The organism is Amycolatopsis sp. 195334CR (assembly GCF_017309385.1).
Lineage (GTDB): Bacteria > Actinomycetota > Actinomycetes > Mycobacteriales > Pseudonocardiaceae > Amycolatopsis.
Window position 1 is genome coordinate 345,196 of record NZ_JAFJMJ010000002.1, and the last position, 22,836, is coordinate 368,031.

The 22,836-nt window shown below is 71.3% G+C and carries 26 protein-coding genes; 16 read left to right on the forward strand and 10 right to left on the reverse strand.

From position 1 onward, the window contains the following. Positions 1-30 precede the first annotated feature (30 nt). Positions 31-750 carry a class I SAM-dependent methyltransferase gene (locus JYK18_RS24380; RefSeq protein ID WP_206805108.1) on the forward strand — a complete coding sequence of 240 codons (720 nt, stop codon included), beginning with the start codon at positions 31-33 and terminating at the stop codon, positions 748-750. Here the strand turns inward: JYK18_RS24380 and JYK18_RS24385 are convergent. The 3 genes from JYK18_RS24385 to JYK18_RS24395 all read right to left on the reverse strand — a co-directional run bounded on the left by JYK18_RS24385 (position 747) and on the right by JYK18_RS24395 (position 4,765). Next, entirely contained in the window at positions 747-2,957 is a 2,211-nt protein-coding gene (locus JYK18_RS24385; protein ID WP_206805110.1) for a xanthine dehydrogenase family protein molybdopterin-binding subunit, read from the reverse strand. The two genes, JYK18_RS24380 and JYK18_RS24385, sit on opposite strands and share 4 nt — an antisense overlap. 327 nt (positions 2,958-3,284) lie before the next feature. Beyond that, positions 3,285-4,277, reverse strand: a complete 993-nt coding sequence (locus JYK18_RS24390) for a xanthine dehydrogenase family protein subunit M (protein ID WP_206805112.1) — start codon at positions 4,275-4,277, stop codon at positions 3,285-3,287. Continuing rightward, the gene (locus tag JYK18_RS24395) at positions 4,274-4,765 is read right to left on the reverse strand and encodes a 2Fe-2S iron-sulfur cluster-binding protein (protein ID WP_206805114.1); all 492 of its coding nucleotides are present in this window, start codon (positions 4,763-4,765) and stop codon (positions 4,274-4,276) included. Before JYK18_RS24395 ends, JYK18_RS24390 begins: the two co-directional genes overlap by 4 nt. A gap of 86 nt (positions 4,766-4,851) precedes the next feature. Between JYK18_RS24395 and JYK18_RS24400 the strand changes: the two genes are divergently transcribed. The 7 genes from JYK18_RS24400 to JYK18_RS24425 all read left to right on the forward strand — a co-directional run bounded on the left by JYK18_RS24400 (position 4,852) and on the right by JYK18_RS24425 (position 12,458). Continuing rightward, the gene (locus JYK18_RS24400; RefSeq protein WP_242582038.1) at positions 4,852-5,517 is read left to right on the forward strand and encodes a TetR/AcrR family transcriptional regulator; all 666 of its coding nucleotides are present in this window, start codon (positions 4,852-4,854) and stop codon (positions 5,515-5,517) included. Further along, complete coding sequence (locus JYK18_RS24405) at positions 5,514-6,509, forward strand: serine hydrolase (RefSeq protein WP_206805116.1); 996 nt, start codon at positions 5,514-5,516, stop codon at positions 6,507-6,509. The genes JYK18_RS24400 and JYK18_RS24405 overlap by 4 nt, the downstream gene beginning before the upstream one ends. Next, on the forward strand, positions 6,476-7,732 hold the full coding sequence (locus JYK18_RS24410) for an ATP-grasp domain-containing protein (RefSeq protein ID WP_307796035.1): 1,257 nt from the start codon (positions 6,476-6,478) through the stop codon (positions 7,730-7,732). The genes JYK18_RS24405 and JYK18_RS24410 overlap by 34 nt, the downstream gene beginning before the upstream one ends. Continuing rightward, positions 7,729-8,913 carry an ATP-grasp domain-containing protein gene (locus JYK18_RS24415; protein ID WP_206805118.1) on the forward strand — a complete coding sequence of 395 codons (1,185 nt, stop codon included), beginning with the start codon at positions 7,729-7,731 and terminating at the stop codon, positions 8,911-8,913. The genes JYK18_RS24410 and JYK18_RS24415 overlap by 4 nt, the downstream gene beginning before the upstream one ends. Before the next feature lie 244 nt (positions 8,914-9,157). Beyond that, positions 9,158-9,289: a hypothetical protein gene (locus tag JYK18_RS47595; protein WP_277992297.1), complete on the forward strand. Its 132-nt coding sequence runs from the start codon at positions 9,158-9,160 to the stop codon at positions 9,287-9,289. A 102-nt stretch (positions 9,290-9,391) separates the two neighbouring features. Further along, positions 9,392-12,010 (forward strand): CHAT domain-containing protein, encoded by a 2,619-nt coding sequence (locus JYK18_RS24420; protein ID WP_206805120.1) that lies wholly within the window; start codon positions 9,392-9,394, stop codon positions 12,008-12,010. A gap of 37 nt (positions 12,011-12,047) precedes the next feature. Then, positions 12,048-12,458 (forward strand): PPOX class F420-dependent oxidoreductase, encoded by a 411-nt coding sequence (locus tag JYK18_RS24425; RefSeq protein WP_206805128.1) that lies wholly within the window; start codon positions 12,048-12,050, stop codon positions 12,456-12,458. Here the strand turns inward: JYK18_RS24425 and JYK18_RS24430 are convergent. Then, the gene (locus JYK18_RS24430) at positions 12,455-12,919 is read right to left on the reverse strand and encodes an MSMEG_6728 family protein (RefSeq protein ID WP_206805130.1); all 465 of its coding nucleotides are present in this window, start codon (positions 12,917-12,919) and stop codon (positions 12,455-12,457) included. The two genes, JYK18_RS24425 and JYK18_RS24430, sit on opposite strands and share 4 nt — an antisense overlap. A gap of 3 nt (positions 12,920-12,922) precedes the next feature. Beyond that, on the reverse strand, positions 12,923-13,138 hold the full coding sequence (locus JYK18_RS24435; protein ID WP_206805132.1) for a DUF6480 family protein: 216 nt from the start codon (positions 13,136-13,138) through the stop codon (positions 12,923-12,925). 78 nt (positions 13,139-13,216) lie between these two features. Here JYK18_RS24435 and JYK18_RS24440 point away from each other — a divergent pair, with 78 nt between their 5' ends. Genes JYK18_RS24440 through JYK18_RS24455 form a run of 4 tightly spaced genes read left to right on the forward strand, consistent with a single transcriptional unit; the run spans position 13,217 to position 16,646 of the window. Further along, the gene (locus JYK18_RS24440; RefSeq protein ID WP_206805134.1) at positions 13,217-13,792 is read left to right on the forward strand and encodes an RNA polymerase sigma factor; all 576 of its coding nucleotides are present in this window, start codon (positions 13,217-13,219) and stop codon (positions 13,790-13,792) included. Then, a complete protein-coding gene (locus JYK18_RS24445; protein ID WP_206805136.1) occupies positions 13,785-14,636 on the forward strand; it encodes a CU044_5270 family protein in 852 nt (283 codons plus the stop codon). The genes JYK18_RS24440 and JYK18_RS24445 overlap by 8 nt, the downstream gene beginning before the upstream one ends. A 17-nt stretch (positions 14,637-14,653) precedes the next feature. Then, positions 14,654-15,412, forward strand: coding sequence for an IclR family transcriptional regulator (locus JYK18_RS24450; protein ID WP_206805138.1), 759 nt, complete (start codon positions 14,654-14,656; stop codon positions 15,410-15,412). A 49-nt stretch (positions 15,413-15,461) separates the two neighbouring features. Then, positions 15,462-16,646: a 4-hydroxybenzoate 3-monooxygenase gene (locus tag JYK18_RS24455; protein WP_206805147.1), complete on the forward strand. Its 1,185-nt coding sequence runs from the start codon at positions 15,462-15,464 to the stop codon at positions 16,644-16,646. Here the strand turns inward: JYK18_RS24455 and JYK18_RS24460 are convergent. Together JYK18_RS24460 and JYK18_RS24465 are read right to left on the reverse strand one after the other, a co-directional pair. Beyond that, positions 16,640-17,314, reverse strand: a complete 675-nt coding sequence (locus tag JYK18_RS24460) for an SRPBCC domain-containing protein (protein WP_206805155.1) — start codon at positions 17,312-17,314, stop codon at positions 16,640-16,642. The genes JYK18_RS24455 and JYK18_RS24460 overlap by 7 nt on opposite strands. Continuing rightward, positions 17,314-17,892, reverse strand: coding sequence for a helix-turn-helix domain-containing protein (locus tag JYK18_RS24465; protein ID WP_206805163.1), 579 nt, complete (start codon positions 17,890-17,892; stop codon positions 17,314-17,316). Before JYK18_RS24465 ends, JYK18_RS24460 begins: the two co-directional genes overlap by 1 nt. Before the next feature lie 88 nt (positions 17,893-17,980). Between JYK18_RS24465 and JYK18_RS24470 the strand changes: the two genes are divergently transcribed. Continuing rightward, positions 17,981-18,190, forward strand: coding sequence for a hypothetical protein (locus JYK18_RS24470; protein ID WP_153034366.1), 210 nt, complete (start codon positions 17,981-17,983; stop codon positions 18,188-18,190). A gap of 160 nt (positions 18,191-18,350) precedes the next feature. Here JYK18_RS24470 and JYK18_RS24475 read toward each other — a convergent pair whose 3' ends face one another. Genes JYK18_RS24475 through JYK18_RS24485 form a run of 3 tightly spaced genes read right to left on the reverse strand, consistent with a single transcriptional unit; the run spans position 18,351 to position 19,874 of the window. Then, positions 18,351-18,668 (reverse strand): helix-turn-helix domain-containing protein, encoded by a 318-nt coding sequence (locus JYK18_RS24475; RefSeq protein WP_307796036.1) that lies wholly within the window; start codon positions 18,666-18,668, stop codon positions 18,351-18,353. After that, positions 18,665-19,030 carry a nuclear transport factor 2 family protein gene (locus JYK18_RS24480; protein WP_206805170.1) on the reverse strand — a complete coding sequence of 122 codons (366 nt, stop codon included), beginning with the start codon at positions 19,028-19,030 and terminating at the stop codon, positions 18,665-18,667. The genes JYK18_RS24475 and JYK18_RS24480 overlap by 4 nt, the downstream gene beginning before the upstream one ends. A 31-nt stretch (positions 19,031-19,061) precedes the next feature. Beyond that, positions 19,062-19,874 (reverse strand): SAM-dependent methyltransferase, encoded by an 813-nt coding sequence (locus JYK18_RS24485; protein WP_206805179.1) that lies wholly within the window; start codon positions 19,872-19,874, stop codon positions 19,062-19,064. 163 nt (positions 19,875-20,037) lie between these two features. Here JYK18_RS24485 and JYK18_RS24490 point away from each other — a divergent pair, with 163 nt between their 5' ends. The 3 genes from JYK18_RS24490 (at position 20,038) to JYK18_RS46865 (ending at position 22,834) form a co-directional block, all read left to right on the forward strand. Next, positions 20,038-21,387, forward strand: a complete 1,350-nt coding sequence (locus JYK18_RS24490) for a cytochrome P450 (RefSeq protein WP_242582041.1) — start codon at positions 20,038-20,040, stop codon at positions 21,385-21,387. Between the two features lie 61 nt (positions 21,388-21,448). Further along, positions 21,449-22,522, forward strand: coding sequence for an alpha/beta fold hydrolase (locus JYK18_RS24495; RefSeq protein WP_307796037.1), 1,074 nt, complete (start codon positions 21,449-21,451; stop codon positions 22,520-22,522). Positions 22,523-22,600: 78 nt separating this feature from the next. After that, positions 22,601-22,834, forward strand: coding sequence for a hypothetical protein (locus tag JYK18_RS46865; RefSeq protein ID WP_242582044.1), 234 nt, complete (start codon positions 22,601-22,603; stop codon positions 22,832-22,834). Positions 22,835-22,836 lie beyond the last annotated feature (2 nt).

The window sequence follows — 22,836 nt, forward strand, 5'->3', positions numbered from 1 at the left end:
CAGTTTCGCGGTGTCGGCCAGGATGGCGCCATGACCACTGGGGTGAACGACTACGACAGCTTCGCCGAGGCGTACAACGCGGAGAACGAAAGCAGTCTCAACAACGCCTATTACGAGCGGCCCGCGACCCTGGCCCTCGCCGGGGACGTGGCCGGCAGGCGCATTCTCGATGTGGGTTGTGGTGCGGGCCCGCTGTTCGAGGCTTTGCGTGATCGGGGTGCGCTGGTGTCCGGTTTCGACCGCAGCGCCGGAATGCTCGAGCTGGCCCGGCGTCGCCTCGGTGCCGACGCGGACCTGCGGGTTGCCGACGTGGCCGAGCCGTTGCCCTACCCGGACGCCTCGTTCGACGACGTCATCGCCTCCCTGGTGTTGCACTACCTGCAGGACTGGGGCCCGACCCTCGCCGAGGTGCGGCGGGTGCTCAAGCCCGGCGGCCGATTCATCACCTCGGTCAACCACCCCACGGCCGAATACTGCTTCGCGCGCCTGTCCGGGCACCGGCCGGACTACTTCGCGACCTACGAGTCGATCGAGGAATTGGACCTGGCCGGGGTGGCCGCCCCGGTGCGGTACTGGAACCGCCCGCTGCACGCGATGACCGACGCCTTCACCGCGGCGGGTTTCCGGCTGTCGGTGCTCAGCGAACCGCAGCCGGTGGAGGCCGCGAAGGAGAAGTTCCCCGGGGATTTCGAGCTGCTCGCGACGGCGCCGAGCTTCCTGTTCTTCGTGCTGGAGTCTCCTTCCGGTTAGAGGAGTTTGTCGAGGGTGATGGGCAGGTCCCGGATGCGTTTGCCGGTGGCGTGGTGGACGGCGTTCGCGACGGCGCCGGCGACGCCGGTGATGCCGACCTCCCCGATGCCGATCAGGCCCAGCGGCATGGTCGGGTCCGGCACGTCCAGGTAGTGCACGTCGATCGGCGGGATGTCGGCGTGCACGGGCACGTGGTACTCCGACAGGCTCGGGTTCATGATCCGCCCGGTGCGCGGGTCGACCAGGGTCTCCTCCGACAGCGCCATGCCGATGCCCATCACGATCCCGCCCTTGAGCTGGCTGGTGGCGGTTTTCGCGTTGATCACCCGGCCCACGTCGAACACGCCGGTCCAGCGGGAGACCCGGGTTTCCCCGGTGTCCGGGTCGACGCGCACCTCGCAGAAGTGCGCACCGCTCGCCGCCTTCACCCAGCGCCGCTGGTCCATGACGAACTTCGACATGAACCGGACCTGCCCGGCCACCGCGCCGAGACCGGATTCGGCGCCGACCGAGGCTTCCAGGTAGGGCTTCCCGGCGGCGGCGATGATCTCACCGGGTGAGCCGCCGGGGTGCTTCTTCGCCAGTGCGGCCAGTGCGGTCGTGAGCTTCTCGCAGGCGGAGAGCAGGCTGGCCGCGACGCTGGCCGTCTGGGCGGAGCCGCCGGCGCTGGGGCCGGTCGGCAACACGGTGTCGCCGTACTCCACGCGGACCGATTCGAACGGGACGCCGAGCGCGTCCGCGGCGATCTGCGCCTGGGCGGTCGCGGCGCCCATGCCCATTTCCTGGAAGCCGCAGCGGACCAGTACCGAGCCGTCGGCCGACCAGCGCACCAGCACGTTGGCCGGGAACTGCCACGCCGGGTGGTACGCCGCCGCGACGCCCCAGCCGACCAGCCACCGCCCGTCCCGCATCGAACCGGGTTCCGGGGTCCGGTCGGCCCAGCCGAATTCGTCGGCTCCGCGGGCGAAGCACTCGCGCAGCATGCGGTGGGCGAACTTCTTGCCGTCCAGCGGATTCACCGTCGGTTCGTTGCGCATGCGCAGTTCGATCGGGTCGATGCCGATGCGGTAGGCGAGTTCGTCGACGGTGGCTTCCAGCGCGAAGGTGCCGATGGCCTCGCCGGGGGCGCGCATGAAGGTGTTCGGCGTGGTGTCGAGTTCGACGAGGTTCTGCTGTACGAGGATGTTCTCGGCGGCGTAGAGGTGCCGCGACTGCGAGGTGACCTGCTCCGGGCCGCCGCCTCCGCTGCCGGTCTGGGTGATGCTGGTGTGGATGAGCGAGGTCAGCCGCCCGTCGGTGTCGGCGCCGAGCGCGACCCGCTGGCTGGACGGCGTCCGGCCGCCGACCGTGCGGTAGACGCTTTCCCGGCTGAGCAGCATGCGGACCGGGCGGCCGGTCATCCTGGCGGCGAGCGCGGTCAGCACGGTGCCCGCCCAGACCGCGCCCTTGCCGCCGAAGCCACCGCCGACGAACGGTGCGAGCACGCGGATCCCGGCGACCGGCACGTCGAACTTCAGCGCGAGGTGCCGCCGCACCCAGTCGACGCTCTGCGTGGCTTCGTGCACGGTCAGCCGGTCGCCGTCCCACAACGCGGTGGTGGCGTGGGGTTCGATCGCGTTGTGGTTGTGGGCCGGGGTGGAGTACCGCAGGTCCACCGAGACCGGCGCGGCGGCGAGCGCGGCTTCGGCGTCGCCCTTCTTGGCGCCCCCGGACTGGATCATGCTGTTCGGCTGGGGTTTGGCGTTCTTCTGTTCGGTCTTGAAGTCCACTGTGGACGGAATGGTCGTGTACTCGGCGCGTACCAGCGCGCCCGCCTCGCGCGCGGCTTCGAGCGTGTCGGCGACGACCACCGCGATCGGCTGCCCGTTCCAGAAGATCTCGTCGGTGTTCAGGTAGTTCACCCTGGTACCGGAGGCGAGCGTGCTCAGGTTGAGGGGGTTGGGCTTCGCGGGCTTCTTCATGCGCGGCGCGTTCTCGTGGGTGATGACGGCCAGCACGCCGGGCACGGCGAGCGCGGCCGCGGTGTCGATGGCAGCGATCCGGCCGCGGGCGACGGTCGAGTGCACCATGGCCGCGTAGGCGAGGCCCGGGAAGGGGAACTCCGCGGCGTAGCGCGCTTCGCCGGTGGTCTTGACCGCACCGTCGACCCGATCCAGCGGACGGCCGACGGCCTTGGCGGCTGAGGGGGCTTCTTGCAGTTGGGTCATGGTTTCCTGCCGGTCGGTGGTCGCAGGGACATGGGCGGGGCGGCGGCGGTTTTGGGGTGCGATTTGCGGTGGGGTTTAGGGCACCGGGGTGGGGTGTCGGCCGTGTTGGGCGGCTGCCGGTGGGGTGGTCGGTTGGCGCGGAGCTGTGGTGGTGGCGCGTGGGCGAGGGCGCGGTGGTGACCCCGTTGGATGAGGGGTGGTGGCCCGTTGGGTGGGTGTTGTGGCTTCGTGGGGTGAGCGGAGGCGCGGAGGCGGTTCCGGGATGCTGTGGGCGATGGCGGCCAGGATGGATGGGTTCCCTGCGGCCAGGGCGGTGTGGGAGGGGAACTAAGGGGTGAGGGTGGTGGTGAGCTGGCGCAGGGTGGCGACGATGGTCCGGCGCGCCAGGTCGATCTTGAAGGTGTTGTGGTCCCGGCCGATCGCGGTGGTGAGTTCGGCGTCGGCGGCGGTGGTGAAGGAGGGGTCGGTGGCGGGCGAGCCGAGTAGGGAGCGTTCGGCTTCGTGGGCGCGCCAGGGCTTTCCAGCCACGCCGCCGAGGGCCAGGCGCACGGAGGTGATCGTCTGGTCCTGGACCTCCAGTGCGGCGGCGACCGAAACCAGGGCGAACGCATACGAGGCGCGGTCACGCACCTTGCGGTACCGCGAGTTCACGGCGAACGGCAGCGGCGGCAGTTCGACGGCGGTGATCAGCTCGTCCGCGGCCAGTTCCGTTTCAACAGAAGGGGTATCGCCCGGTAGCCGGTGGAACTCGGTGATCGGGAGGCGGCGGATCCCCCGCAGGCTCTCCACCTCGATCGTCGCGTCCAGGGCGGCGAGGGCGACGCACAGGTCCGACGGGTGCGTGGCGATGCACGCCTCGCCGGTGCCGAGGATGGCGTGGCCCCGGTTGAACCCGCCCAGCGCGTCGCAGCCGGCGCCCGGTTCGCGCTTGTTGCACGCCGACGCCGGATCGTAGAAGTACGGACACCGGGTGCGCTGCAGCAGGTTCCCGCCGACCGTCGCCATGTTGCGCAGCTGGGCCGACGCCCCGGCCAGCACGGCCTGCGTGAGCACCGGGTAGCGCGTGCGGACCAACGGGTGCGCGGCCAGCGCGCTGTTGCGCACGAGCGCCCCGATGCGAAGGCCGCCGTCGGGCAGTTCCTCCACTTCGGTCAGCGGCAACCGGCTGATGTCCACGATCGCGTCCGGTCGCTCGACGGTGGCGCGCATCAGGTCGACCAGGTTCGTGCCGCCGCCGAGGAACTTCGCGTTCGGTTCGGCGGTGATGGCCCGCAGCGCCCCGGGCACGTCCGTGGCGCGGTGGTAGGTGAAGGACCTCATGGCGTGGCCACCTCGCGGATCGCGTCGACGATGCCGTTGTACGCACCGCACCGGCACAGGTTGCCGCTCATCCGCTCGCGGATCTCGGCGTCGGTCAGCTCGGTCCGCGGCGCGCCGACGTCCTCGGTCACCGCGCTCGGCATGCCCGACCGGTGCTCACCGAGCATGCCGAGCGCCGAGCACAGCTGACCCGGGGTGCAGTACCCGCACTGCAGGCCGTCGTGGCGGACGAACGCCGCCTGCAGCGGGTCGTCCAGCCCCTCCACGGTGGTGATCTCGGCGTCCTCGTACTGCACGGCCAGCGCCAGGCACGAGTTGATCCGCACCCCGTCCGCGAGCACCGTGCAGGCCCCGCAGGCGCCCTGGTCGCAGCCCTTCTTCGTGCCGGTCAGCCCCAGGTGCTCACGCAACGCGTCCAGCAGGCTGACCTGCGGCGGAAGGCTGAGCGCCGTGGTGGCCCCGTTGACCCGCAAGCGCAGCTCGGTCACTGGTCCTCCTCTTCAGTCCGGTGGGGCCAGGTTAACGGAACGGTGGTCTCTTAACAAGAGGACGGCGTTCTTTTAAGCTGGGTCGTATGCTGTTGCGCGAGATGGGACAGGGATTCGTCCGGGCCAGGAGGCCGGAGCAGAAGCGGCAGCGGCGCGAGGCGATCCTCGCCGCCGCGCGCGAGCTCGCGCTGAAGTCCGGCGTGCGCTCGGTCAGCCTCGGCAACGTGGCCGCCGCCGTCTGCCTGGCCAAGTCCAATGTGGTCCGCTACTTCGGCACGCGCGAGGAGATCTACCTGGAGCTGGCCGCCGAGTGCTGGACCGAGTGGGGTGAGGCGCTCAAGGCCAGGCTGCCCGAGGTGGACGCCGCCGACAAGCTCTCCACCGCGATCGCCGAGACGCTGGAGGCGCGGCCGCTGTTCTGCGACCTGCTCGGCCACTCCGCGACCAGCCTGGAGCACAACGTGTCGGTCGAGGCGGCAGGCGCGTTCAAGCGGCAGGTGAAGCTGGTGCTCGGCGAACTGGGTGACGCGATCGCACGCAGGCCCATCGGCCTGACCGCCGCCGAGGGCTTCGAGATCGCGGCCGCGGGCACGATCTTCGCCGCCGCGCTGTACCCCGCGGCGAACCCGCCGTCGACCCTGCTCGAGGTGTACGAGCTGGACCCGGCGCTGAAGGCGATGTGCCCGCCGTTCGTGCCGACGATCGAACGCGCCCTGTTCGCGCTCGCGGCCGGGATGCCGGCGCTGCGATGATCGAGGGCACGGTCGCGCCGGGTTTCGAGGACGTCCGCGAGGCGTTCGACCTGGACCACGGCGGCGGCGCGCAACTGGCCGTCCACCAGCACGGCGAGTCGGTCGCCGATCTCTGGACGACCGGCGCGGCCGACCGGATCGCGGTCACCATGTCGTGCACGAAGGGGGTGCTGGCGATCTGCGCCCACCTGCTCGCCGAACGCGGTGAGCTGGACCTCGACGCGCCGGTGACCCGGTACTGGCCCGAGTTCGGCACCGCCATGCCGGTCGCGTACCTGCTGTCCCACCGCGCCGGGCTGCCCGCCTTCGAGCTCGACGGCGCCGACCTGCTCGACTGGGACCGGTGCACCGGAGCGCTCGCCGGGCAACCCCCGGAATGGTCGCCGGGTACCGCGTTCGCCTACCACTCGACCACGTTCGGCTTCCTGGTCGGCGAGGTGATCCGGCGGGTCACCGGCACCAACGCCGGCCGGTTCTTCGACGAGGAACTGGCCCGCCCGCTGGGGCTCGACCTGTGGATCGGGCTGCCCGCCGAGCAGGAACACCGGGTCGCGCCGATCGGCCCGAACCGGACACCACTGGCCGAACTGCTGACGACGCGCGCGGGCCGAGCCGCGGAAATCCCGTCGGCCAACGGAATCGGTGACGCGCGCTCGCTGGCCAAGCTGTACTCGGCCGTCCTCAATGGACTCCTGAAGCCGGAAACCCTCGACCGCGCGTGCGTTCCGCAGACCGACGGACTGCCGACGCCGGTGGTCATGCCGCACCCGCAACGGTTTTCCCTCGGCTTCGAACTGGAGCGCAGTGCGTCGCCCCTGCTCGGCCCGACCTCGTTCGGTCACGCCGGTGCCGGTGGGCGGCTGGCCTTCGCCGATCGCGAGACCGGCCTGGCCGTCGGGTACGTGTGCACGCATTCCGGCTGGAATCCGGGGCGCGGGCCGGACGAGCGCTGGTTGCCGTGGCTCACCGCGCTCAGGCGTCGGCGCTCGTGAGCCTGCTCGTGGTCCACGTGGCGAACGTCGCCCGCCGACGCCACTTCGCCCGGTTGCGGGCGCACTGCCCGCGCCTGCTCCTGCTGATGCGCGAGCCCTCGTGGGAGGCGGAGTTCGCCGATCGGGTGGTCGACGCGGACACCACCGACCTGGCCGCCACCGTGGCGGCGGCGCGAGCGCTGGCGGAACGCGAGCCGGTGCACGGGGTGCTCGCGTTCGTCGAGCACGCGGTGCCGCTGGCCGCGGCGGTCGCCGCCGAACTCGGGTTGCCGTTCGTCAGCCCGGAAACGGCGTACCTGGCCAGGGACAAGCACGCGATGCGGCAGGCATTCGCCGAGGCCGGTCTGGCACAGCCCGGATTCGGTGTGGCCCGGACGGTCGCCGAAGCACTCGCCGCGGCCGATCGGATCGGGTATCCGCTGGTGCTGAAGCCGATTCTGGGCGGTGGCAGCAAGTACGTGGTGCGGGTGGACGACCCCGGGCAGCTCGCGGAGCGGTTCGAAGCCACGCGCCGGGGCGCCTGGGACGGCTTCGCCGACGACGCCCTGCGCGAGGTCGCGCTCGAACGACACGGCGAAGGCCTGCTGCTGGAAGGGTTCCTGCCCGGCGCCGAGGTCAGCGTCGAGTCGCTTGTGGACGGTGGACGGACCGAAGTGGTGGCGGTGCACGACAAACCACTGCCGATGAACGGGCCGTACTTCGAGGAACTGAGCTACACCACGCCGAGCCGGTTGTCCTCCCCGGTGCTTGACCGGATCGCCGAGGTGACCGCCGCCGCGCACGACGCGCTCGGCATCACCCTCGGCGGCACGCACACCGAACTGCGGATCGACGGCGGGGAGCCGAAGATCCTGGAGACGGCCGCCCGGGTCGGCGGCGGTGGTGTCTACCGGTCGGTGTTGCTGAGCACCGGCGTCGACCTGATCGCCGCGGCGGCGGATCTCGCGCTGGGGCGGTCGCCCCAGGTGCGCGCGGAGGCGGCCCGGCCGGTGGGAACGTACACCTTCTTCGCCGAGAAAGCTGGTGAAGTCGTTGCGGTGAAAGGACTTCCCGATCCGGCGGTAAGCGAGTACGAGGTCTACGTCGAGCCGGGTGATGTGGTGGACGTGCCACCGCACGTGTCGAAGTCGCACGGCTGCGCGTTGTTCACCGCGGACACGGTGTCCGGACTGGACGAGGTGCAGCGCCGGCTGACGCGCACGATCCGGATCGAAACCCGGTGAAGGCGTTACACCTGCTCGTTCTCGGTGCCTGGCCGGAGCTGGCGAACAACCTCGCCGGGCTGCCCGCCAGGGTCACCCTGGTGCAGTTGCCGTCGCCGGAACCGGGACGGGAGGCCGCCTGGGTCCACCGGTACCTGCCGCTCGACTACCGGGACGTGCCCGGCACGGTCGCCGCGATGGAACGCCTGCACGCCAACGATCCGGTCGACGTGGTGGTCGGACTGCGGCACTACTCGCTGCCCGCGCTGGCGGCCGTCGCGACGGCGCTGGGCGTGCCGTCGACGCCCGGTCCGGCGCACACCGTGGCGCAGGACAAGGCCGACGTCCGCGCCTTGATCGCCGAGGGGGCGCCACGCCCGGTCGCGTACCGGATTTGCCGTGACGAAAGGGAACTGGCCGCCTTCGCCGCGGAAACCGGGTACCCGCTGATCGTGAAACCCGTGGTGGGAGCCGGGAAAGAGGGTGTCCATTCGGTACGGGACGCGGCGGAGATCGGACGAGCCTGGCGGCACGCGGCGGCGACCGGCGTGGCCGTGCTGGCCGAGGAACTGGTCACCGGTCAGGAGCTGAGCGTGGAACTGCGCTCGGTCGGCGGCAGGCACGAAGTGCTTGCGGTGACGGACAAACTGACCACCGGGCCGCCGAACTTCGTCGAACTGCGACACGTGCTCCCCGCCCGGATCGGCGCGGCGGAGGCCGAAGCGGTCGCCACCGAAGCCGTGCGCGCGGTGACCGCGATCGGGCATCGCGACGGCCCCACGCACGTCGAGTTCGTGCTCACCGCCGACGGGCCCGCGGTGGTCGAGATCAACCGGCGGATGGCCGGTGACCAGATCTTCGAGCTGCTGCACCTGGCCACCGGCCGGAACCTGATGCGGGAGTCGTTGCTGGACGCCATCGGCGTGGCGCACGAACCGCCCGCGGACCTCGGTTTCGGGGCGGCGATCCGGTTCCCGGTCGCCGCGCGGTCCGGCCGGGTGGCCGAGCCGCTGCCCGCGGTGGCGGTGCCCGGCCTGGTGCGTGCCCGATTTGTGGTGGTATCGGGGGAAATGGTGCATCCGCCAGTGACCAATCACGACCGTCTGGGGCAGCTCGTCACCGTCGCGGACACGGCCCGCGAGGCGGCCGAAGCCGCCGATTCGGCGGACCGGTTGATCGCTGTTCGATTGCTTGAGGGCTGAACACCGGCGGGCTCCGTTTGCCACTCAGCGGTAGTCCGGGTGGCGGTATCGGTGCAGGTGAGCCCGGTCGGTGGTGACAGTGTGTTGAAAATTTTCCCGATCATTCGTCCGTTGTGCCATCATTAGGCCGTTCGCGGTTTGAGGGAACCGGCGAATGGGGGACACAGAGCTACCGGTCCTGTAATTCCGGCCTATCTGCGTCGCCCGGTTGGTGCAGTACAGATCATCAGGGGAGGAGATCGCGATGACCACCACCGAGACCGATCGCAAGGAACAGCCGGTCGAGAAGCCCGAAGACCAGCACGAGGGCCACAACCACGAGCTCGGCATCGAGTGCGGCGGCGGGTGCCCGCAGTCGCCACCGCCGAACCCGTGAGCTGACCGCTTCGAGCTGATCACCGAGTGATCTTCAGCCCGCCCGCCGCCATCCGGCTGGGCGGGCTGACTTTGTGGCTACGTTCTGTGTTGTCATAGAAGGGTGCCGGTAATCGAGCAGCGCCCGACCGAAGTGCTTCGCCGGGTCCGGGAACTCCACCAGAGCGGGGTGGACGCCGCGTGCGTCCAGCGCCAGCACGAAGCCACCCGCCTGCTGCGCAGAGGGATCCGGCTGCTCGACACGATTCACCCGGTGGCGCCCGAGCACCAGGACGACTGGCTGCGCGTCCGCATCCGGCTGCTCACCACGCTCGCCTTCTCCGAGGCGGAGGTGGTCGGCCTCGCCAAGGGTCTGGTCCGGCTCGACGACGTGCGCACCGCGATCGAGCGGTTCGAGGATCCGGCCGTGCGCGCGGAGCTGACCGCGCCGGTCAACCACAACCGCGGGCTGCTGCTGATGGGCGGCGGGCGCAACGAGGACAGCATCGCCTGCTTCGACGCGGCGCTGGCTTACCGCGAGGAACAACTCGCCGCCACGCCCGAACCGGTGCCCGCGCAGGTGGTCGAGTCGCTGCTGAACACGCTGGCCACCCGCGGGCTGGCCTATACCCGGCTCGGCCGCGTGAAGCGGGCTCGCGAGGACCTCACCCGCGGGATCAAGCTGGCCGAGAAGTACGAGCTCCGGGTGACCGTCGCCGAGATCCGCCGCCACCTGGGCGCGCTGGAGCGCCGGATCGGCAACGTGCCCGCCGCGCTGCGCTGCTTCGACGAAAGCGAGCGCACCTACGGCGCGCTGGGCGCGGAGGTGCCGACCCAGCTCCGGCGCGAGCGGGTCGAGGCGTTGCTGGCGGCCGGGTTGTCCGACGAGGCGGGCATGCACCTCGACGAGATCCTCCCGCGGTTGCGGCAGGAGCAGAGCAACACCCGCGAGCTGGGTGACGCCGAACTGTTCCGGGCGGAAGCGGCGTTGATGTCCGGCGACCTCGACCTCGCGCGCGGGCTGGCGGAGTCGGCGCGGCGGCGCATGCGCCGGTGGGGCTGCCAGACCTGCGTGGCCAACGCGACCATCATCGGTCTGCGTGCCGACACCGCGGATGCCTTGCGCGCCGGGGAGATCCCGGCCGGGCTGCCCGCCCGCGCGCTGCGCCACGCGCGGGCCATGGCCGCGCCGAGGCTCGCCGAGCAGGCCACCGTGGCCAAGATGCTCACCGTCCGGCTGGAAACCCGGCGCGGCAACCTGCGGCGCGCGAGCACGCTGCTGGCCGAGATCCCGCGGCCGGGGCAACTCACCCCGATCGACCACCGCATGCTGCGACGGCTGTGCCGCGCCGAACTCGCCGTGGCACGCGACGACCGGCGCACCGCGCTCGGCGAGATCCGCGCCGGGCTGGCCGAACTGGACCGCGTCCGCGACCGGATGGGCGGGCTGGAACTGGTTTCCGGCACCGCACTGCACGGCCGCGAACTCGGCGAGCTGGCCGTGCGCCTGGTGCTCGGCGGCGAGGACCCGCGGCGGTTGTTCGACTGGCTGGAGCGCACACGCGCGCAGACCTACCGCTACGAACCCCAGGCCCAGGCCGAAGACCCCGAGCTGGCCGAATGCGTGGCCGAGATCCGCGGCCTGACCCAGTCGATCCACCAGGCGCGGCACGAGGGGCACCCGACCGCCGCGGCCAGGGCGCGCCGCGCGGACCTGCTGCGCGAGGCGCACCGGATGGGCTGGCACACCGGGAACTGGGGCAAACCCCGGCCGGTGGCCAAAATGGACGAAGTCGCGGCGCGGCTGGGGGACCGGGCGCTGATCAGCTTCGCCGCCTCGGCCGACGAACTGGTCGCGGTGGTGGTGCTCGACGGGGGCGCCAGCATCATCCGCCTCGGCTCGGCCGAGCAGGCCGCCGAGAGCGCGCGCATGCTCAACGTGGACCTCAACGCGATGGCGCCCGACCACACCCCGCCCCCGCTCGCCGAGGTGATCATGACCTCGGCGCGGCGGCAGGCCGAACGGCTCGACGCCCAGCTGGTGCGGCCGCTGCTCGCGGTGACCGGGGAACGCGACCTGGTGATCGTGCCGACCGGTGGGCTCTACGCGGTGCCGTGGGGCGTGCTGCCGAGCCTGCACTACCGGCCCACCGTGGTGGCGCCGTCGGCCACCGCGTGGCTGTCGGCGGAGCTGGCCGAAGCCGGTCGCGCGCGCAAGGTGGTGCTGGTCCGCGGGCCCGGCCTGCCCGCCGCGCGGGCCGAGATCGACAAGCTGGCCACGCACTACCGGGCGTCGAAGCAGCTGGCCGGGGCCGGTGCCACCGCGACGGCCGTGCTCCCGGCGGTGGACGGCGCGAAACTGGCGCACATCGCCGCGCACGGCGCGCACGAACCGGAGAACGCCTTGTTCTCGCGGCTGGAACTGGCCGACGGCGCGATGTTCGCGCACGAGATGGCCGGGCTGGCGCGCCCGCCGCGGCAGGTGGTGCTGGCCGCGTGCGAGCTGGCGCTGAACCGCATCCGGCCGGGTGACGAGGCGCTCGGCTTCGCCAGCGCGCTGCTGGCCAGCGGGTCCCAGACGGTGATCGCGCCGCTGAGCAAGGTCGGCGACCAGTCCTCGGCGGCGGCGATGGACGACTACCACCGCGCGCTGGCCGGGGGCGCGAGCCCGGCCGTCGCGCTCGCCGACGCCATCGCGGTGGACCCGATGCGACGGCCGTTCGTCTGCCTCGGGGCCGGATAGTTGACTTCAACCCAAGTTCAGGTTGTGCACTGGGGGCATGTCCTTCACCACCGCGGAACTCACCTTCCTGACCGAGCACGACCTTGGCCGGATGGCCACCGTGCAACCGGACGGCACGCTGCAGGCCAGCCCGGTCGGCTACCACTACAACGCCGAACTCGGCACGCTCGACGTGCGGGGGTTCAACCTGGCGAAGAGCCGGAAGTTCCGCAACATCGCGGCCAACGGCCGGGTCGCCTTCGTGGTCGACGACCGGCCGTCGCTGGACCCGCCGCGGGTGCGCTGCCTGGAGATCCGGGGCCGCGCCGAGGCGGTCACCGGCATCGACCCGGACGGCCACCTCGACGGCTCGGTCATCCGGATCCACCCGGAGCGGATCATCAGCTTCGGCATCGACCAGCCCGACACCGAACCGCACGAGCTGACCGCGCACAACCGGAACGTCTAGACCAAGTTCCGCGGGCGGTCCGAGACCGGCCAGACGTAGGGCAGGTCGTCGGGCACGTCGGGGAACCAGGGGCGGTAGTGCACCGGGTCCTTCCGCACCAGCGCGGACTGGTGGCTGAGGTGGAACTCCGGCGAGCCCAGCCACGGCGGCACCTCGCCGTCGGCCTCCAGTTCCGCCTGCGTGCGGACCGCGGGCACGCCGGATTCGGTGCGCAGCTTCAGCGCGCAGGTGTCGGCCGAGCCGGTGGCCGTCCACACCGCGCACACGTCGAGCCCGTACCGGACCAGCGCCTCGGGGTAACCGGCCCACATCGCCGCGGCCGGGTGGTGGCGCCACCCGTAGCCCGGCACCGTCAGCGCGCGCAGGACCTGCAGCGCCTCGACGCGCTGCTTGCCCAGCCGCCGCCGGTCCAGCGTGCGGGCGGAGTCGGTGAAGCAGGCCAGCGGCAGGAAGGTCTGCACGGCTCAGGCGGTGAACCAGCCCGCGGCCAGCGCGAACAACAGCGCGGCGACCAGCAGGGTGCCGACCGCGGCGAGCACGATGGCGACCACCGGCACGCCCTTCGACGGCATCGGCTGCGGGTGCGACAGCCCCGAGGTCTGCCCGGACTCGGGCGGGGTGGCACCGGGCTCGACGCCCGGCGTGGGGTCGGGTTCGGGGTCGGGAGGGGTGGCGGTCATCCGTCTCGGCTACCCGGCCCCGCCCGTGGTTAATCTGCGCGGCGTGAACCCGATCGGCCGGTTCTGCGGATACCGGGTATGAGTCGAGACGCTGACGTCGTGGTGATCGAGCGCTCACGGGCCGAACCGGCCCGGTTCGCCGAGATCTACGACCGCCACGCCGCGCACATCAAGCGGTACCTGGTCCGCCGCATCGGCGCCCAGGCCGCCGACGACGCGCTGAACGAGACCTTTCTCGCCGCCTTCGGCAAACGGCACCGGTACGACCGGGCCTTTCCCGACGCGCGCCCGTGGCTCTACGGCATCGCCACCAGGGTGGTCGGCCAGCACCGCCGCGACGAGGTGCGCGAGTACCGGCTGCGGGCCTCGCTGGGCCCGGCCGGCCAGGTGGACGGGCCGGCCGACCGGGTCGCGGCGAAGGTGACCGCGCAGGCCGGGGCGACCGCGGTGGCCGCCGCGCTGACCGGCCTGTCCGACGGCGACCGCGACGTGCTGCTGCTCATCGCGTGGGAGGGGCTGAGCTACGAGGAGGTCGCCGCCGCGCTGGCCATCCCGGTCGGCACCGTCCGCTCGCGGCTCAACCGCGCCCGGCGCAAGGTCCGCGGCGCACTCGACCCGGACGCCCGCACCCTCGAGGAGATCAACCATGGATGAGCTGCAGTCGGTCCGTGACTTCGCCGGACCAGCCACCCTGCCTTCGCCGGAGGAACTCGCCCCCGGCCGTGACCGCCTGGTCGCCGCCTTCGAGTCGCCGCCCCGCCGGTCGCGCCGCCTGCTCTGGGCCGGGGCGACCGCCGTCGGACTGGCCGCCGCCATCACCGGGGTGCTCGCGCTGGCCCCCGCCGAGGTCGGGCCGCCGGTCGCGCACGCCGACCCGGTCGTGGTGCTGCGGGAGGCCGCCGCCGCGGCGCGGCAGGAACCGGCGGCCGATCCCCGGCCGGACCAGTTCGTCTACACCCGGACGCAGACCTCGGAAGGTGTGCGCGAGGTGTGGCTGTCCACCGACGGCACCCACGACGGCCTGATCCAGAACCCGGGTGAACCGGGCATCCCCAGTCCCGGTTGCCGGAACGGGAAGCGGGCCGTGGAGAAGGGCAATGAGCCCGTCCCCGGTCAGTTCGACGAGTGCGAACCGGCTCCGGCGTACTTCGCGGACATGCCGGAGACCGTGGACGGGGTGCTCGACTGGCTCGGCCGGAACCACAGCGGCGGCGAACGCGACGTCAACGCGCTCGGCAAGGACATCGTCAGCCTGTTGAACGAGTACTACCTGCGGCCGGCCTCCCGCGCGGCGCTGCTCGAAGCGGCGACGCGGATCCCGGGGCTGAAGGCGGTGCCCGACGCGAAGGACGCGGCCGGTCGCACCGGCACGGGCATCACCTGGGACCGGTCGAGCACCACGTTCGTCTTCGACCAGGAGAGCCACGTCCTGCTCGGGCACACCGGCTCGGCGGTGCTCGATCGGGGGATCGTCGACCAGGTGGGCCAGGTGCCCTAGCGGGCAGACTGGGCACCATGGTCAAGCCCGCGCACGGCGAGTCCGTGGTGTCCAGGGTGGTGCGGATCGTCGAGACCTTCGGGTCGGACACCCCGGCACTACGGGTCTCCGACGTCGCCCGCCGGGCCGGGCTGCACGTGGCCACCGCGTCCCGGCTGATCGACGAGCTGAGCAGGCACGGCTGGCTCGAACGCGACGACGACCGCCGCGTGCGCGTCGGCGTCCGGTTGTGGGAACTGGCCTCGCGCGCCTCGCCGACCCTGGGGTTGCGCGAGGCCGCGATGCCGTTCATGGAGGACCTGCACGCGGTGGTCGGCCACCACACCCAGCTCGGCGTGCGGCAGGGGCGGGAAGTGCTGTTCGTGGAACGGCTTTCGGCGCCCGGGGCGGTGGTCAACATCACCCGGGTGGCCGGGCGGCTGCCGCTGCACGTGTCCTCGTCCGGGCTGGTGCTGCTCGCGCACGCCCCGGCCGAGGTGCAGGAGGAGGTGCTGGCCGGGCCGCTGAAACCGCAGACCGAGCACACCCCGGCCACGGTCACCGAGCCGGCCAGGCTGCGGCGGCTGCTGGCCGACGTCCGCCGGGACGGGCACGTGGTCTGCCGCGGTTTCATCGACCGGGAGACCGCCGGGGTCGCGGTGCCGGTGCGCGGGCCGGGGGAGCAGGTGGTCGCGGCGCTCGCGGTGATCGTGCCGAACGACCGCGACGCGCGGGCGCAGGTCCCAGCCCTGCTCGCCGCCGCTCGCGGGGTCTCGCGGTCGATGTCCTCTCAATGAATGAGAATGCGGTAGTGGGCACCGGCGGGTGCTGCGCATTCTTCTCGGCATGGCGACGCGAACCAGGGTGGCGATCATCGGGGCCGGTCCGGCCGGGCTGCTGCTGGCCCACCTGCTGCACCTCGACGGCATCGATTCGGTACTGGTCGAGCGGCAGAGCGCGGCGTACGTGCAGGCCCGCATCCGCGCCGGGATCCTGGAGGCGTCGACGGTCGACCTGCTCAAGCGGGCCGGGGTCGGCACCCGGCTGGCGGCCGAGTCGATGGAGCACCGGGGCATCTACCTCCAATGGCCCGGCGAACGCCACCACCTCGACTTCGTCGACCTCGCCGGGCGCAGCGTCTCGGTGTACGGCCAGACCGAGGTCACCAAGGACCTGATGCGCGCGCGGGAGGAGGCCGGGGGACAGGCCTTCTACGAGGCGTCGGAGGTCGAACTGCACGACGTCGGCACCGACCGCCCGTCGGTGACCTTTGTGGACAGTGAGGGTCGGCCGCAGCGGCTCGAAGCCGAGGTGATCGCCGGGTGCGACGGGTTTCACGGGCCGAGCCGCGGCACGATCCCGGAGCCGCTACGGAACACCTGGGAGCGCGAGTACCCGTTCGCCTGGCTGGGCGTGCTCGCCGAGGTCGCGCCGTCCACCGACGAGCTGATCTACTCCTGGCACCCGGACGGGTTCGCCATGCACAGCATGCGTTCGCCGCACGTGAGCCGGTTCTACCTCCAGGTGCGGCCGGACGAGGACATCGCCGCCTGGAGCGACGACCGGATCTGGACCGCGCTGACCACCCGCCTCGAAGCCGGGCAGCCCGGCTGGCGGCTGGAAACCGGCCGGATCACCGAGAAGAGCGTGCTGCCGATGCGCAGTTTCGTCACCACGCCGATGCGGCACGGCAGGCTCTTCCTGGCCGGCGACGCGGCGCACATCGTGCCGCCGACCGGGGCGAAGGGCCTCAACCTGGCGGTCGCCGACGTCGCGCTGCTGGCGCGGGCGCTGACCGCCTGGCTGCGCGAGGGCTCGACCGGGCTCGCCGAGTCCTATTCGGACACCGCGCTGCGCCGCGTGTGGCGGTGCACGCACTTCTCCTGGTGGATGACCACCATGCTGCACCGCCACGGCGACGACTTCGACGCCCAGCTCCAGCTCTCCCAGTTGCGTCGCACGGTGAGTTCACCGGCCGCGGCCACCGAACTCGCGGAGAACTACGCCGGGCTGCCGATCGGTTATCAGTGAACCGGTGAGGCCTCCGGCATGAGCCCGCGCCAGCGCTCGCCGAGCGCGGCGAACTCGGCGTCGCTCAGCTCGTAGGTGGTCAGGATGGCCATGCCGGCACCGAAGATCAGCAGGCCGTTGCCCCATTCGTCGACCGACAGCCCGAGCTGGTTGGCCGAGCGGAACCACACCTGGCCGTGCACTCGCTCCCCGGCGATTTCGGCTTCGTATCGGGATCCCGGCGCGAGACCGGCCACTTCGGACAGTCCGATCCGCCGGGTCACCTCGTCGACCCGGCTCCGGTCGGTGCTGAGGAAGTGGGTGCGGCGGGGGGTGGTGATCCCGTACGCGAGCGCGAACCGGAGCTGCTGCAGGAACGAGATCCAGCCCTCGGTGATGTCCTCGTAGTAGGCGTCCCATTCGGCGTTGCCGCTGAGCGGGGCCCGCGTCACGGTGATGCGGGCGCCGTCGCCGTCCGCGGTGACGGTGAACCGGTCGCCACCGGAGGCGGTCAGCACGTGGTTCTCCGCGTCCTCGACGGCCTCGTCGAAGAAGATCTGGTTCACCTCGTTCTCCAGGTCGGGGGCCTGCCAGCCGTGCCACTGCAGGACGGATTCCTTGTCCCGCAAGGCGCGCCAGGCCGTTTCCACGGTGACCGGAACGTGGATCTCCAGGTCCTTCTCGCTCATCATCGCTCCTTCTGCTCCGCCGCGGGGTGTCCGCCCACGACGATCCGGTACGGGCGGCCCTGCTTGGTTTCGTAACGCTCGACGAGCTGCGCGATGGCCTGCGTCAGCTCGTCGGTGAACTCCTGCGCCTGCGACGGTCGCGCGAAGCGCACCTCGGCCTCGATGGTGAAGGTGAGCAGCTTCTTGCCGCTCTCGGCGGCTTCCCCCTGCATGCGGGCGACGTCGCGGACGGTCGCCGCGGCCACCTCGACCAGGTGCTCGGCGGCGTACTGGTCGTGCGGCACCGCCGGCTCGCCCTCGCGCATCACCGCCGGATCGACCACCAGCGCGCCCGGTTTCACCCGCAGGATCCGCTCGACGCAGCCCCGGCGCTGCCGCAGCTCGGCGACCTCGACCAGGCCGGCCGCCTCCAGTGCGCGCAGGTGGTAGTTCACGCGCTGCCGGGGCAGCTCCAGCCGGGCCGCCAGCTGGGTGGCGGACGCCGGTTCGCGCAGGAGGGCGAGCAGCCGCCGCCGCAACGGGGGCAGCGCGGTGAGGACCCGATCCGGGTCGTCCAGGTAGTTGATGCCGCCGCTCATGGCTCGATGGTCTATTCGACAGTTTGATTTGTCAAATCGCGGACGGCTAGAGTGGGCGGCGGAGAGTCACGAAACCTGGGGGGAAGTCATGGCGCACGAGGTCGAGCACCAGCAGTTCAACGCGGACCGGATCCTGGCCGGCTGTGCCATCGGCTCCGGCCTGGCCAGCCTGGTCGCCGGTTTTGTCACCACCGACGAGATGCTGATGCCGATGTTCAAGCTCGGCAACGACGTGCTCTTCTGGGGCGGCGGGATCCTGCTGGTGCTGGGCGTGCTGTTCGCCGTCGTCCGGGACTAGTGGTCACCGCCGGAAGACCTTCGTGGGTATCGGCGGATTCAGGTTTCCGGTGGGCGTGCCGCGCCGAGGCCCTCGTACCGAGTTGTACTCGGGACTTGGCGCGGTGCGTCCACCGGGAAGCTGGGCCGTCGAGACCCCGAAAGACTTCCGGCGGTGACCACTAGCTTTCCGCCCAGGTCCGGGACCAGGACTCCAGCGGGAGCAGGGCGGCGACGAGGTCGGTGCCGAGCGCGGTGAGGTGGTAGCCGTCGGTGGTCTGGGTGACCAGGCCGGCGTCGGTGAGTTCGGCGAGCCGGGTGGTCAGCACGCTCGACGACATCTGGCCGCAACGCCGTTGCAGTTCCCGGAAACCGGCCGAGCCCTGGTGCAGTTCCCAGATCACGCGCAGCGCCCACCGCCGGCCGAGCAGGTCCAGCGCGGCCATGATCGGCCGGCCGGTGGTGGACCCGCGGACCGGCCTGCCCGGCTTCGGGGTCACGGCCGCGCGCTCGGCAGGGGAGTCGCCCGCAGTGCGGCACCCATTTCGGCGATCTTCTGCTGCAGCAGGGAAAGCGGGCGCAGCATCAGGGTCGCCTCGACGAGGTGGTCCGACGAGTCGTAGCGCTCGTCGAGCACGCCCCGGAGCCCGCCGCTGGAGAAGAACGTGGTGACGTGCGGCCACGAACCGACCTCGCGGTCCGGCGTGATCTTCCGCAGTACTCCGGAGATCAGGCCGAACAGGTGCGCCACGTCGGCCCGGCCCGCGTAGTCGGCGACGGGCGAGTGGAAGCGGACGTCGTCGGCCAGCAGCGCGGCCAGCCCGGCCTCGTCCCGGTCGCGCAGCAGGGGAAGCAGCGTCATGCCACCACCGTACGCCGAGGTGCTTCTGTTTTCAAAGCAGTCGGCCGACCCCGGCGTACGGCAGGTTGTTGATCTCCGGGTCCTCGGACATGTCGCCGACGCCCTGCGGGTTCCACATGGCGCAGCCGACCAGCCCCGGCTCGACCAGCTCGAAGCCGTCGAAGAACCGCATCACCTGCTCGTGCGTGCGCGGGAACGGCTGGTTCTGCGTGCTCTGGTACGCCTCGATCGCCTCGTCCAGCCCGGCCGAACCGGCGTCCGCGGCCACGTGCGACACGGCCAGGAAGCTGCCGCTCGCCAACCGCGCTCGGTAGCGGGCCAGCAGCGCCACCGGATCCCACGAGTCCGGCACGAAGTGCAGCAGCAGCAACATGAACAGCCCCACCGGCTGGTCGAAATCCAGCAGTGCGGTGGTTTTCGGCGAGGTCAGGATCTCCTCGGCGTCGCGCAGATCGGCCTGGAGCGCCACGCACCGGTCGTTGCCCCGGAGCAGCAACTGGCTGTGCGCCACGGCCACCGGCTCGCGGTCGACGTAGACCACGCGGCACTCGGGGTCGATCGACTGCACGATCTCGTGCAGGTTGCCCACGGTCGGGATGCCCGAGCCGATGTCGAGGAACTGGCGCACGCCGGACTCCACCATGAACGTGGCCGCCCGGCGCAGGAACGCGCGGTTGAGCCGGGCGGCGTCGCGCACCCCCGGCATGATCCGCAGGATCTGCTCGCCGAGTTCCCGGTCCGCCGGGAAGTGGTGGTCGCCGTCCAGCCAGTAGTCGTACACCCTGGCCGGGTTCGGCACGTTGACGTCGACCTCGGGGGGCACCCAGCTCAAATCCGGAATCACCGCGACTCCCGTCTGTTCGTGCGGAATCCGTCCGGCGCGGGAGTGTAGCCCCACGGCGAGGAGCAACGTCGTTCGTCCGTTCGTGTGCATGCGGTGGCCGCCCCGCCCGTGCGCGCCCTACTGTGGCCGCCTCACGCCGTGCTCGCCTCTGGAAGGACCGAAGTTGGCCCGAGCACCGGAAAACGCGCCCGGCCGGTGGCCGCTGCTGGGGCACACCGTGCCGCTGCTGCGTGATCCGCTCGCCCTGTTCTCCGCCGTGCGCGACCGCGGCGACGTGGTGAAGCTGTACCTCGGCCCGCTGCCGGTTTTCCTGGTCACCACCCCGGAACTGGCCTGGCAGCTGCTGGTCACCGACGGGCCGAAGTTCGACAAGGGCATCGTGTTCGACAAGATGCGCCCGCTGTTCGGGGACGGGCTGGCCACCTCCAACGGCGAGCTGAACCGGCGGCAGCGCCGCCTGGTGCAACCGGCCTTCCACCGCGACCGCATCGCCGGCTACACCGAGCAGACGATCACCGGTTTGGCCGCCGAAGTCGCGAATTCCTGGCAACCCGGGGAAGTCGTCGCCTTCGACCAGCGGATGCAGGACTTCGCGCTGACCGCGTCCGGCCGCACGCTGTTCTCCACCGAACTCGGCGAGGAGGTGCTCACCGAGATCCAGCGGTCCATCCCGATCATGCTCAAGTACGTGCTGCTCCGCGCGTTTTCCCCGAAGCTGGTGGAGAAACTGCCGATCCCGGCGAACCGGCGGTTCGACGCGGCCGCCGCACGCCTGCGCCGGGTGATCACCGAGGCGGTGGTGTCGGCGCGGTCGGCCGGGACCGACCACGGCGACCTGCTGTCGATGCTGTTGCTCGCCCGCGACGAGGAAACCGGCGAGGGCATGAGCGACCAGCAGGTGCGCGACGAGGTGATCACCATTCTCACCACCGGCGCGGAGACCACCGCGGTGGCGCTGGCCTGGTTCTTCCACGAACTCGGGCAGCACCCGGAGGTGGAACGCCGGTTCCACGCCGAGGTCGACGAGGTGCTCGGCGGGCGCCCGGTGCGCTTCGAGGACCTGCCCGAACTCGGCTACACCCAGCGGATCATCCACGAGATCGGCAGGCGGACGCCGCCGCTGATCCTGATGCGCCGCGCCCGCGAGGACACCGAACTCGGCGGGGTGCGGATCCCGGCCGGTGCCGAGGTCGCGGTCAGCCAGCACACGCTGCACCAGGATCCCCGCTATTTCCCCGATCCCGGCCGGTTCGACCCGGACCGGTGGATACCGGACCGGATGGCGGAGCTGCCACGTGGCGCGTTCATCCCGTTCGGCGCCGGGGCCCGGCTGTGCCCGGGGCACCTGCTCGCGCCGGTCGAGATCGCCGTCGCCGCGGTGACCATCGGCGCGCGCTGGCGGCTGGTGCCGGTGCCGGGAAAGCCCGTGCGCGCCAGGATCAAGGCCACCCTGCAACCCGATCGGTTGCCCATGCGGGTGGTTCCCCGGGACACGGGTGCCACCTCAGGGTGAGCGATCCGCTACCGCGTGTACGCTGTGTAGCTCTTCGCTGAACTCCACTCGGAGGTAACCCGTGAGAACGCCGACCAAGCTGACCGCCGCGATGTTCGCCTGCTGCGCGTTGCTGGGGAGCCCCCTCTGCTCGGCTTCGGCCGCCTCCGCGACAGCCGCCGCGGTCAGCTGCTCGGACACCGATCTCCCGGTCAGCGGGCCGGACGGGCCGACCACCGTGCACGGCCGGTTCTGCCTGCCGTCCGGCACCACCCCGGACGCGGTCCAGCTGCTGGTGCACGGCGGCACCTACAACAGCGCGTACTGGGACATTCCCCATGAGCCAGCGCGAAATTCCTACCAGCGCGACATGGCCGCGCACGGGTACGCCACCTTCGCGATGGACCAGCTGGGTGCCGGTCGCAGCGGTAAGCCGGTCAGCCCGGCGCTGCTCCTGCCCGCGGCGGCGAAGGCGGTGCACGAGGTGGTCGGGCACCTGCGCGCCGGGCACGTGGGCGGGCACGCCTTCGGCAAGGTGGTGCTGGTCGGGCATTCGGTCGGCTCCGGGGTGGTCGCCGCGGAAGCGGCCACCTACCACGACGTGGACGCGGTGGTCCTGTCCGGCATAACCCACCTGCCCGCGGTGCCGGTGCTCGCGCTCGGCGTGCTTTTCGGCTTGCAGCCGGCTTTTGCGGAACCGCAGTTCCTCGGTAGTGACCTGCTGTATTTCACCACCAGGCCGGGATCGCGCGAGTGGTTGTTCTACCACCGGGAAAACGCGGATCCGGCCGTCATCGCCGCGGACGAGGCGACGAAGGACCAGGTTTCCGTTCCGGGTATGGGAACGGTGGCGGTTTTCGGCATTGTGCTTCCGGTCACAAAAGGCATCGACGTGCCGGTGTTCCAGGCGGTCGGCGAAAAAGACGTGCTTTTTTGCGGGGTGCTCGCCCTCCGGGACTGTTCCACCGCGGAAAAACTGCACGTACAGGAGGCGCCGTACTACCGGCCGGAGGCGAAACTTTCGACCTACGTGCTGCCCGGAGCCGGGCATTCCCTGGCGCTGCACCGGAATGCGGCCGCCTATCGGGAGGCCACCCGATCGTGGCTGTCCGGCCAGCTAGGATTGGCGCCGGAGGGTTACCACCCGATCGGATGACCCTGGAGCGGTGGGTCCCGGTAGAGAATCCGGAAGGATCTTTGCGACTTCCCCGGTGAGCTGAAGAGACAGGCAGCAGTGACCGTCCCGAATCCGCACGAAGACGCGTCTTCGACCCCCGGCGGTGCGCCGTCGGCTCGGCGACGCGCGACTTTGGCGCGTAAATGGGCGTACCTGATCGGCTCGACGGCCTATCTGCCGTACACCCACCAAGAACTGGAATCGCACCTCCGCGAACTCGTGGACCAATTGATCGAAGTGGTGTGCAGCACCCCGTTCGAACCCGCGCCGGCGAGCCGGGCCGGTGCGTGACT